Source organism: Collinsella sp. AF39-11AT (assembly GCF_003474585.1).
GTDB lineage: Bacteria > Actinomycetota > Coriobacteriia > Coriobacteriales > Coriobacteriaceae > Collinsella.
This window is the reverse complement of sequence record NZ_QROG01000025.1, coordinates 1-11,312: the sequence shown is the minus strand read 5'-3', so window position 1 is coordinate 11,312 and position 11,312 is coordinate 1. Positions and strand designations below refer to the sequence as shown.

Sequence of the window (11,312 nt, the reverse complement as noted above, 5' to 3'; positions counted from 1 at the left end):
TCTTGAAAACGGAGCCACGGCAACGCGGCTCCGTTTTTTGTGCTCGCACGTTACCCTGTGATCCGACTCGGCCAAACAATCTCGATCCATAACAACTACTCAACCAAAACGGTCCCAGCTGTTACAGATTGAGACATACCGGCCCCTCCCCTTGGGTTTATCTCAATCTGTAACATCTAGCAGGTGAAATTCGCCTTTGGTGTTACAGATTTAGATGAAATGGTTAGCTCAGCGGAACCGTCTCGATCTGTAACATCTAACGTCCGAAATCGGCCCTATCCGTTACAGATCGAGACAAACGACCGGTCAGGCAGTCCCAACACAAAGAAAGGCTCCCCTCTCGCCCAGTGGACGGGAGGGGAGCCTTATATGTGACCGCGGCAAAAGGATGGCAATACCGCAGTCGCCCAAAGGAAGGGCCTGGTTGCACCGGGCCTAGATAAGGTTCTTGCCAGAGACCTTATCGAAGAGGTGGGTCGCGTTCTTCTCAAACTTGAACCAGATGGGGTCGCCCGCCTTGAGCGCACCCTTGGCCTCGAGGTCGACAACGGGAATGATCAGGACGAACTGGCCATCGGGAGCGGTCACGTGGACATGCTCGGTCGAACCCATGAGCTCGGTCACCTCGACGGTACCCTGGAGCGCGCCCTCCTCGTCCTTGTCGGCAAGCAGAATCTGCTCGGGACGCACGCCGGCCGTGATCTCCTTCACGTCGCCGCCGTCCCAGTTGAGAGCAAGCTGAGCGCAGGTCTCGGGGGCGAGCGCCACGTTCATATCCTCGGTCTTGACGGTAAAGCCGTTGCCCGAGCGCACCAGCTGGGCATCGAAGAAGTTCATCTGCGGCACGCCGATAAAGCCGGCGACGAAGATGTTCGCGGGATGGTTGAAGACCTCCTGCGGGGTGGCGATCTGCTGGACGACGCCGTCCTTCATGACCACGATACGGTCACCGAGGGTCATGGCCTCGGTCTGGTCATGAGTGACGTAGATGAACGTGCCCTTGATCTCGTGGCGCAGCTTGATGAGCTCGGCGCGCATCTGGTTACGAAGCTTGGCGTCCAGGTTGGACAGCGGCTCGTCCATCAGGAAGACCTTAGGATCACGCACGATGGCGCGGCCGATGGCGACGCGCTGACGCTGACCGCCGGAGAGCGCCTTAGGCTTACGGTCGAGGTACTCGGTAATACCCAGGATCTCGGCAGCGGAGCGAACCTTACGGTCGATCTCGTCCTTGGGGACCTTCTTGAGCTCGAGCGTAAACGCCATGTTCTCGTACACCGTCATATTGGGGTACAGAGCATAGCTCTGGAACACCATGGCGATGTCGCGGTCCTTGGGAGCGACGTCGTTGACGCGCTTGCCATCGATGAGCACATCGCCCGAGGTGATGTCCTCCAGGCCGGCGACCATGCGCATCGTCGTGGACTTACCACAGCCAGAAGGGCCAACGAGGACGATAAACTCCTGGTCATGCACGGTGAGGTTAAAGTCCTCCACCGCGAGCACGCCGTCCTCGGTAACCTTGAGGTTGTGCTTCTTCTCCTCGGTCTTCTTCTTTTTGCCAAAGAAGCCCTTCTTTTTGGACTCGTTGTTGGGATACACCTTCTGAACATGTTTGAGAACGATCTCGGCCATGTCTCTACCTTTCGATACGCGGCGCCACGCTGAGGGGCGCCGCCAAAACTTGCAAAACAGTTACGGCATCAGCCCTTGACGGCACCTGCCACAACGCCGTCAATGATGTACTTCTGGCAGAAGATGTACATGATGACGATGGGGATGACGACCATCATGATGCATGCCATCATGGGGCCGAGCTCGACGTGGCCATAGCCGCCACGGAAGTACTGGATCAAGATAGGAATGGTCTTGTACTTGGTGGAGTCGAGCGTAAGGTAGGGCAGCAGATAGTCGTTCCAGACCCACATGGTCTCAAGGATGCCGACCGAAAGATAGGTGGGCTTCATAATGGGAAGGACGATCTTAAAGAACACCTGGACCGGGTTGCAGCCGTCGATCATGGCCGCTTCCTCAATCTCGAGCGGGATGTTCTTGACGAAGCCGGCGAACATAAAGACCGCGAGGCCCGCGCCAAAACCAAGGTAGATGAAGCAGATGTTAAACGGCGTGTTAAAGCCGATGCGGTCCGCGAGGTTGGACAGCGTGAACATGAGCATCTGGAACGGTACGACCATCGAGAAGACGAACAGGTAATAGAAGAAGTTCGAGATCTTGCTGTTGACGCGCACCACGTACCAAGCGCACATGGAGCAGCACACCAGAATCAGCACGACCGACGTGACCGTGATGATGAGCGAGTACATAAACGCCGAGGCAAAGCCCTGCTCGTTCAGAGCGTGCACGTAGTTTGCGAGGCCGTTGAACGTCTCGGGCGTGAGCAGATCGAACGCCGTGGTGGTGCTGATTGCGGTCGCTTTCTTAAAGGAATTGAGCGCAATCATGAACACGGGGTAGATCCATGCGAGCGACAGAATCGTAAAGAAGATCGAGAGCGCGCGGTTGATAGCCTTATCGCGTTTCATTACTGCTGCACCTCCTTGGACCTCGTGGCCTTAAGCTGGATCATAGAAATAGCGACAACCAGGATGCAGAAGATAACTGCCTTGGCCTGACCGATGCCCTGCCATGCGATGCCAGCACGCGAATAGAACGTGTTGTAGATGTTCAGGGCGAGCATCTCGGTGGAGTGCGCCGGGGCGCCACCGGTAAGGGCGAGGTTCTGGTCGAACAGCTTAAAGCCGTTGGTGATGGACAGGAACAGGCAGATGGTGATGGTCGGCATCAGGTTGGGGATCTTAACCTTCCAAAACGTCTGCCATGCCGTAGCGCCATCGACCTTGGCGGCCTCGATGTAGTCAGACGGGATGGACTGCAGACCGGCGATGTAGATGATCATCATGTAGCCGACCTGCTGCCACAGGGTCAGGATGATAAGGCCCCAGAAGCCAGCAGCAGAGTTAAGGGCGATGAGCTGGGCGCCCACGTTGGAGAGCAGGCAGTTGATCAGAATCTGCCAAATGTAGCCCAGCACGATGCCGCCGATCAGGTTAGGCATAAAGAAGATCGTACGGAAGATGTTGGTGCCCTTGAGCGCTTTGCGGGTGAGCGCCTGCGCGATGGCCAGCGCGATCACGTTGATGAGCACCGTCGACAGGAAGGCAAACGCCACGGTAAAGAAGAACGACGTGGAGAACTGCGGATCGGACAGCGCGCGCACGTAGTTCTCGATACCGACAAAGTGCGCGTTATTGATGGTAATAAACTGGCAGAACGAGAGATAGAAACCCTGGATAAAGGGAATCACGAACCCGATCATAAACGCCAGGCACGTGGGCAGCATAAAGAGCGGCCACCAGCGCTTGAGTGCTTTGCCCATAGAAGGGTCCTTTCAATATGCAGGGGGCGGGCAAACCTACGTCTGCCCGCCCCCTGTCGCTAATCAGATAGCTTGGGCAGCAACTGCTTACTCGGAAGCAGCCTTCTCGGTCTTCCAGCCATCGACGAAGGCGTTCTTGACGCCGTCCCACTTGGTGTTGTCGGCAGCATAAGCGATGAGAGCCTGCTTGAGGTTCTTCTTCCACTCCTCGGAGGGGATGTAAACGAAGTCCCAAGCGACGGTCTTCTTGCCGTCCTTGGCCATAGCAACGGCCTGCTGCGAGAAGACGTTGGTGGTCTCCTTAGCGCTCTTGAACGGGGCGGTCAGACCCATCTTGTCAGCGATGATGCTGGTGGCGGTGTCAGAAGTGACGCACCAATACATGAAGTCCTCGGTGGCCTTCTGGGCATCCTCGGAAGCCTGGGAGCTGACGCACCAGTAGTTCTCGCCGCCGGAGCACAGGCCCTGGTTCTCCTCGCCGTCGACGCCGATGTAGATCGGCAGCATGCCGAGCTGGTCGTCGGTCATACCGGCCTTGGTGAGGTCGGCGTAGGCCCAAGAGCCGTTCTGGTAGAAGACGGCCTTGCCGGTTGCGAACTCGTTGGTGGCGTCGTCACCGGTCTTGGAGGCGAGCTGCGAAGGATCGCAGGTGGAGTCGGTGATATACAGGTCGAAGATCTGCTTAAAGTTGTCGAGATACTCGCCCTTGATCTCGTCGTCCTCCTGATTGTGCTCCTTCTCGAACTCGTAGTAGAGCGGGAGGTTGGCGAGGTGCGTGGTGTAGCGCCAGCTGGAGGAGTCATCCATGCCGGCGGAAGTGAAGGCACCGTCAACGCCGAGCTCGTCCTTGCGGGCCTGGATGTCATCGGCGCAAGCCTTCAGCTTGTCGAAGGAGTTGATGTCCTCGGCCTTGTAGCCGGCCTTCTCGAGGAGCTCCTTGTTGTAGATGATGCCGTAGCTCTCCTGAACCCAGTCGATACCCAGATCCTTGCCGTCGGACTGCAGCGCCAGGGAGTCGTCGATGAGCTCGCCGCGGAGCTTGGTGTCGGAAAGATCGGCGCAGTAGTCCTTCCAGTTCTTAAGGCCGGTGGGGCCGTTGACCTGGAACAGCGTCGGAGCGGAGCTCTTGGACATCTCGGACTTGAGCTTCTCCTCGTAGGTGTTGGAGGCGGCGGTCACGATCTTGACCTCGACGCCCTTCTCCTTCTTGTACGCCTTGGCGATCTCCTTCCACTCCTTGTCGACCTCGGGCTTGAACTGGAGGAAGTAGACCTCGGCAGCGTCACCAGAAGCAGAGGAGCCGGAGCCGGCAGAACCACCGCAGCCCACGAGACCCAGACCAAGAACCGCAGCCGCGGAACCAGCAAAGCCCAGGAACTGCCTTCTGCTCATTTCGTTCTTCATTACAATCCACCCTTTCACACCGTGGCGGCACCCTTTGCCGCCGCCTTCGGAGATTGGCTCGGGGACTTTGCCCCTTTTGCTGACTTGTACAATACGCTATTTGGCTAGTTGTTTGAACAAGTATTACTAGAGCGGTAGAAAAACTTCGGTGAACGGTAATTTCGACTTGATACTTGACAAGTTTTGTATAAACAATTATTTATTATCGAATGCAGAGAAAACGCCCGATCAAGCCGATGCATCGTCGGTTTGACCGGGCGTTTTCGCTTTGAGGGCATGAGTCTCGTCAGGCTGCGAGCTAGCCGGCTATCGCTTGGAGTTGACGCGGTAGTGGAAGATCTCGGGATGCGTGCGGGCATGCGTGACCTCAAACAAAATGCCGTCCGAGGTGTACGACTGGCTCTCCATGACGGCGACGCAGTTGTACTTGCCAAGGTCCAAGTAGCTGCAGTCCTCATCGTTGGCGAGCTCGACACTCACCGTACGACGGCTCGCCATCACTTTGACGCCGCGCTTGTGCTCCAGATAGCCGTAGATAGAATCCGCCGCGATCTCGGGGGTCAGGCCCTTGGCGATCGACGCCAAAAAGTAGCCATGGTCCACTTGGCGCGCGCTGCCGTTGAGGCTTCGGACACGCACGACGCGAATCAGCTCCTCGCCCACCTTAAAGCCCAGGCGACGAGAGAGTTGCTCAGTGCAAATCAAATGTTCAAAAGACTTGACCTCGGTCGATGCGACGGCATTGTTGCGTTTTGCGAACTCGCCAAACGACTCAACCTCTTCGAGTGCGCCCAGCATGTCGGTTTCGCCCTTAAGCCAAATAACGCGCACGCCCTTACCGTGTATAGGCTGCACAAACATCTGGTCGGCCAGCATGCTCAAGGCGCGTCGAACGGTATTGCGCGTGCAGCCAAACTCCGCGGTCAGCTCGGCTTCGGTTGGCAGCATCTCCTGAAACGCATAGGTCCCGTTGATGATGCGCGAACGGATCTCGCGGTAGATTCCTTCGTAAATCGCTTTTGGCATGATTTCACCTCTAATGAATATGTATGGCTAGGCACGATAGCATTTCTTAAAGTTGTTTAAACCGATTATCGGTAAAGTACGGATTATTTACCGTCGACGGTTCCCCCGAAACCCAAATCGGACCGAATCAAAACCGTCAATGCGGCAAGCAGCCAGTCCTCTACAATGAGTTCATTGTTTAAACGTTCTTGCTCGCACAGCATGTTGCATCCGGAAGGCATATTATGCTGCAGAAAATCCAACGCTTTGGCGGAGCCATGTTCGCGCCCGCCATGCTGTTTTCTATATCAGGCCTCATGGTCGGCATCTCCGCCCTCGCCACGACCGTAGACATCGTCGGCGATCTCGCCGTATACGGAACCCCTTGGTACGTTTTCTGGACCATCATCCAGCGCGGCTCGTGGACGGTCTTTAAACGTCTCCCGCTCCTTTTTGCCGTAGCGCTGCCTATCGGCCTTGCCCAAAAGCAACCGGCGCGCTGCTGCCTCGAGGCACTCGTGGCCTATTTTGCCTATTGCTTCTTTTTGAGCGAGATCATTAAGCTGAGCGGCGACAACCTTGGGCTTAAGTACCCATCATCTTTGACCCCCGCCAGCGGTATCACCGTCATCGACGGCATCAAGACGCTCGACACCGGCATTATCGGCCCGCTGGCGGTATCGGCAACCGTCGTCGCCATCCATGACCGTTTCTACGATGCCAAGGTTCCCGATTGGCTCGGCACCTTCTCGGGTTCCTCGCTGGTCTACCTCATCAGCTTTTTTGCCGTGTTTGCCCTTGCCGCCATCTCGGCCGCCATCGTGCCCTTCGCATACGCTGTGACCGAAACGCTGCGCCACGCACTTGCGGGCGTCGGCCCCTTCGGCGTGGGCATCTTTGTGTTTTTGGAGCGAGCGCTCGAGCCCATGGGGCTGCACCATCTGCTCTATATGCCCATCTATTACGACAATCTGGTCATTCACGACGGTATTTACGCCACGTGGACCAACCTGCTCCCCATTCTCTCCCATAGCACGCGCCCTTTAAATGAACTTGCGCCCTGGGCAGGTTTTACCGCCACCGGCTGGGGCAAGCTCTTTGGCCTTCCCGCCATCGCGGCAGCATTCTATTTCACCGCCAAACCCGAACGCCGCGCCGGCCTTAAAGTCATCCTTTTGCCCGCCATCGTCGCCTCGGTGGTCTGCGGCGTCACCGAGCCGCTCGAGTTTCTCTTTATGTTCACCTATCCTGGACTCTTTTTGCTCTACGCCGTCCTATCCTCCTGCCTCGCCATGACCATGAACTTCTTCGGTATCGTCGGCATCTTCTCGGGCGGTCTCATGGAAATGACGGCCTTCAACTTCATCCCACTCATGCGAATGCATGCCGGCTCCTACCTTTTGGCGCTCGGTATCGGTCTTGCCTTTAGCCTCATCTTTTTTGTTAGTTTTCGAGCACTCATCTTGGTCTATGACCTTAAGACGCCGGGCCGCGAGGATCATGTCTCCAATCGCGCGGCAATCGATCGTTTAACGGGAAGCGGCTTTGCCAAAGAGCAATCTCCCAATGGCGAGGTCAGTATTCAATCCGATCAAGATCACGTCCTCGCTGAGCGGGTAATTCAGCTTTTAGGTGGCGTTGGCAATATCGTGGGCGCAACCAACTGCGCCACGCGCCTGCGCGTCGAGGTCGCAGACCCTTCCATCGTTGCAGATAATGCGTCGTTTGTCGCGGTGGGCGCCAAGGGCCTCATCATTACGGGCAAGACCGCCCAGGTGATTATTGGCATCTCCGTTCCCCGCGTTAAAGAGCATTTTGACCAGATCATGGGCCTCGAGCCGGGATTTGTGCCCACCACCTCGGCCTCCCCTGCCGCCAGCGCAGCCCATAAGCGCGGCGATATCTGCTTCTTCGATATCGACGGAACACTCGCCTGGCAAGACCCTCGAGTGGCACAAGAGCTTCCCGAGAGCGAGCGAGACCTCTCCCCCTATCCCAATGAAGCGGTCTCGCAAGCCATCCGTGATTTTGTCGCCAAGGGCAATATGGCGTTTATCTGCACAGGGCGCACGCTGAGCTGCATCCATCCAAAGCTGCTCGAGCTGCCCTGGACCGGCATCGTCTGCCTCGCGGGTGGCTATGTCGAACTTGAGGGACACGTGATTCGCGATTTGGCGATGACGCCCGGCATGCTGCAGCGCCTTGCTCCCATTCTTGAGCAATCGGACGAAGTGATTCGTTTTGAGGGACTCAATGGCGTCGTTCGCATGAGTGCCGATGCGCCCGACGCCCCGGGATACGCCCGCACCGTGGGCGATGCAATTACGCAGCTGCAACATTACAGCGCCTACAAGATCTTAATGTCCACGTCGCTTGCCAACCGCATCGCTCAGGATCAAGCGTTTGAGCCGCTGCTCTGCTTTAACGAGCTCGAGCTCGAAGTGACCGAGATTTCGCCTCGCGAATGCACCAAGCGCGAGGGTATCCAGTCCGTACTCGACGCCCTCGATCCCCACCACGGAACCGTATACGGCATCGGCGACGCCAGCAATGACGTCTCGCTGATGAACGCCGTCGACGTTGGCATCGCCATGGGCAACGCGCCGGACTTCCTCAAGGAAAAGGCCGACTATGTCACCGACAGCATCGACCACGACGGCGTCGTCACCGCGCTCGAACACTTTGGGCTTATCTAGCCAAGCCCCTACCGCACTTGCGGCCGCATGGACCAATCGTCTTCAACCGCCGCGCTCGACGCCCTAATGTGGCAATATGTTGTCTGCATAATGCAACGATGCAACCTATCAAAGAATGCGAGAACCCGTGTCCAGTCCGTTTACCAGCTTTTTAGCCCAGCACTTTGACCAGATTAACGACTATCTGGCCACGTTCTTTGACGGACAGGCGACTTCCGCCGATATCGAGCGCTACCTGTATACCCCGCTCTCGGCATTTACGGCAAACGCTGGCAAGCGCCACCGCCCGCTCATCTGCATGCTCGCCGCCACTGCGGTAGGCGGCAGCTTTGAGAGCGCCCGCAGCGCAGCGGCGGCCATCGAGCACTTTCAGTCGGGCGCACTCATCCACGACGACATCGCCGACAACGGGCAGATTCGTCGCGGCAAGCCCTGCATGCACCTTACCGAGGGCACCGGTCTTGCCATCAACTGCGGTGACCTGGCGCTCACCATGGTCACCAAGACGGTTCTCGACGACCCCACACTCAACGCAGACGTGAAGCTTCGCGTGCTCCACGAGCTTACCGAAATGATCGTCCGTACCATCGAGGGCCAGGCGCTCGACCTGGGCTGGGTCCGCGACGGGCGCTTTGACATTTCGGTCGACGATTATCTGGACATGGCGACGCACAAGACCGCGTACTACAGCGGAGCGACGCCGCTTGCCGCCGGAGCCATTATCGGCGGCGGCAGCGAAGAGCAGATTGAGGCACTGCGCGCCTTTGGGCTGCACACGGGCCTTGCCTTCCAGATTCAAGACGACCTGCTCAACTTGATCGGCACCAAGGAGGCCGCCAACAAGGACTTCCGCACCGATATCACCGAGGGCAAGCGCACCCTCGTTGCCGTGCATGCCCTGTCAGACGAGCGCTATCACGACGAGATCGAGGCAATCCTTTCCTCGGGCACCGAGGACCCTGCGCAGCTCGCACGCGCCGTGGAGATCTTCCAGGAGACCGGCTCCATCGATTACGCCCACACCTATGCGCTCGACCTGACCGCTAAGGCCAAGGCCGCTATCGAAGGCGTCGAGCTCGACCCGCATGCGCGCGAGCTCTTCCTCTCAATGGCAGATTTCTTTGTGGAGCGTCTTAACTAGCGGGGGTCATAAAACCTGTGGGCAGCGCGTTTGGGTACAAGTTGCTACACTGTTGAGTGCATGTTTATGCATTGTCTCGCGTTGTCTATCCGACACGCGCTCAAAATAGTACGAATCGTACGCCGAAAGGGGTTCGTTCATGGAACCTATTACCACGGGCATGCAGGGAGCAGCCGTCGAGGATGTTCAGTCCCGCCTTCTGCAGCTCGGTTACACCATCGATGCCGACGAGGTCGCCGACAAGCGCTTTGGCACCACCACCGAGCAGGCCGTCAGCACCTTCAGGCTCGACAGTGGCCTTGCTGCCGGTCATGCCGTCGATATCCCCTGTTGGAGCGCCCTGGTCGACGCCTCGTATAAGCTGGGCGACCGCACCCTGTATCTGCGCATGCCCAATTTCCATGGCGCCGATGTGCAGGCCCTGCAGCGCGCTCTCAACGTTTTGGGCTTTGCCTGTGGCGAAGACGACGGCTACTTTGGTCCGCATACCGAGGCCGCCCTGCAGCAGTTCCAGGAAAATGTCGGCCTGTTTGCCGACGGCATGGCCTTCCAGGACACCTACGCCTACATCAACCGCCTGCATCATGTGTGGGAGGGCAAGCCCTCGGTCACCGAAGCCGAGTCCCGCATCGGTTTTGCTCGCGCCGCCAACGTGCTCGAGCGCTTCCAGATCGCCGTTATCGGTGAGGACCCCATCGCACGCAGCGTTGCTTCGCGCATGTGGAACATCGCCACGGCAACGACCGACAACAGCGGCATGATGCTCTGCGACTCCGAGGTCCCAACCGACGTTGACCTGGTGCTCGAGATCGCAAGCGACGAGCTGCCCGCCGACGCCGCGCCACGCGCCACGATTGCCCTCGCCGAGTGCCACAACCTGGCCCAGCGCATCCGCACCGCCAATGTCGCCGCGCAGCAGAAGCCGGCTCGCATTCGCATTGAGCTCACGGGCATGACGCGCTACAACGGCACCTTCACGGCCAGCGACGCGCAGACGCTCGCCGTACGCCTACTCGACGGCGTTTGCGATGCCCTCGCAGATTAGGTAAACTAGACGAGTTGCTTTTGGGCAACACCACACATTGGGACGTAGTTCAACGGTAGAACTCCGGTTTTTGGTGCCGGCTGTTGGGGGTTCGAATCCCTCCGTCCCAGCCATTAAAACTGAGCGCCCTAAGCCCATAACGGCCCAGGGCGCTTTCTTGTGGGCAAGCGGAGGAATTCGAACCCGCAAGGGTGCGGAGCTGAGGAAACGCGAAGCGTTTTCCAGCGCAGCACGCAAGGAGCGAAGCGACGCAGCGGGGCGCGGCCGCCGACCAGGCGGACGCGGAATCCCTCCGTCCCACACCAGCCAAGAGCCCCTCACGTCAAGCAAATCGAGCCAACGCCGCCAAGCGGAGGGATTCGAACCCGCAAGGGTGCGGAGCGACGCAGCGGGGCGCGGCCGCCGCAGGCAGACGCGGTGTCGGCACTTGGGGACGCTCCTAAGTGCCGGCATTATAGGAACGTCCCCAAGTGCCGGCTCGGGACTATTTTCGAGGACCCTCCGAAGGACTGTGGCCAAAAAACGGCAAATATGAGTACTGTTACCGTTGTAGCTACATTATTTTCGTTAATAAAAGAGGCTCTTCGGTGGTTTCTGTGGGAGAGATTCCGGCATAGGCCCAGC

8 protein-coding genes and 1 tRNA gene are annotated in these 11,312 nt (G+C 58.2%); 4 read left to right on the top strand and 5 right to left on the bottom strand.

The window, feature by feature from the left end; translation table 11 throughout:
- Positions 1-435: 435 nt before the first annotated feature.
- The 5 genes from DW037_RS08955 to DW037_RS08935 all read right to left on the bottom strand — a co-directional run bounded on the left by DW037_RS08955 (position 436) and on the right by DW037_RS08935 (position 5,827).
- Positions 436-1,635 carry an ABC transporter ATP-binding protein gene (locus tag DW037_RS08955; RefSeq protein ID WP_055252176.1) on the bottom strand — a complete coding sequence of 400 codons (1,200 nt, stop codon included), beginning with the start codon at positions 1,633-1,635 and terminating at the stop codon, positions 436-438.
- Between the two features lie 68 nt (positions 1,636-1,703).
- Positions 1,704-2,543: a carbohydrate ABC transporter permease gene (locus DW037_RS08950; RefSeq protein WP_117584245.1), complete on the bottom strand. Its 840-nt coding sequence runs from the start codon at positions 2,541-2,543 to the stop codon at positions 1,704-1,706.
- On the bottom strand, positions 2,543-3,397 hold the full coding sequence (locus DW037_RS08945) for a carbohydrate ABC transporter permease (protein WP_055252174.1): 855 nt from the start codon (positions 3,395-3,397) through the stop codon (positions 2,543-2,545). The genes DW037_RS08950 and DW037_RS08945 overlap by 1 nt, the downstream gene beginning before the upstream one ends.
- Positions 3,398-3,484: 87 nt before the next feature.
- Positions 3,485-4,801, bottom strand: a complete 1,317-nt coding sequence (locus DW037_RS08940) for an ABC transporter substrate-binding protein (protein ID WP_055252173.1) — start codon at positions 4,799-4,801, stop codon at positions 3,485-3,487.
- 306 nt (positions 4,802-5,107) lie between these two features.
- Positions 5,108-5,827: a GntR family transcriptional regulator gene (locus DW037_RS08935; protein WP_055252172.1), complete on the bottom strand. Its 720-nt coding sequence runs from the start codon at positions 5,825-5,827 to the stop codon at positions 5,108-5,110.
- A gap of 224 nt (positions 5,828-6,051) precedes the next feature.
- Here DW037_RS08935 and DW037_RS08930 point away from each other — a divergent pair, with 224 nt between their 5' ends.
- From DW037_RS08930 to DW037_RS08915, 4 genes are all read left to right on the top strand, one after another.
- Positions 6,052-8,502, top strand: coding sequence for a PTS transporter subunit EIIC (locus tag DW037_RS08930; protein WP_117786870.1), 2,451 nt, complete (start codon positions 6,052-6,054; stop codon positions 8,500-8,502).
- Positions 8,503-8,629: 127 nt separating this feature from the next.
- Positions 8,630-9,643 (top strand): polyprenyl synthetase family protein, encoded by a 1,014-nt coding sequence (locus DW037_RS08925; protein ID WP_089573618.1) that lies wholly within the window; start codon positions 8,630-8,632, stop codon positions 9,641-9,643.
- Between the two features lie 139 nt (positions 9,644-9,782).
- Complete coding sequence (locus DW037_RS08920; RefSeq protein WP_197032236.1) at positions 9,783-10,688, top strand: peptidoglycan-binding protein; 906 nt, start codon at positions 9,783-9,785, stop codon at positions 10,686-10,688.
- A gap of 38 nt (positions 10,689-10,726) precedes the next feature.
- Positions 10,727-10,801, top strand: a tRNA-Gln gene (locus DW037_RS08915).
- Positions 10,802-11,312: the final 511 nt, after the last annotated feature.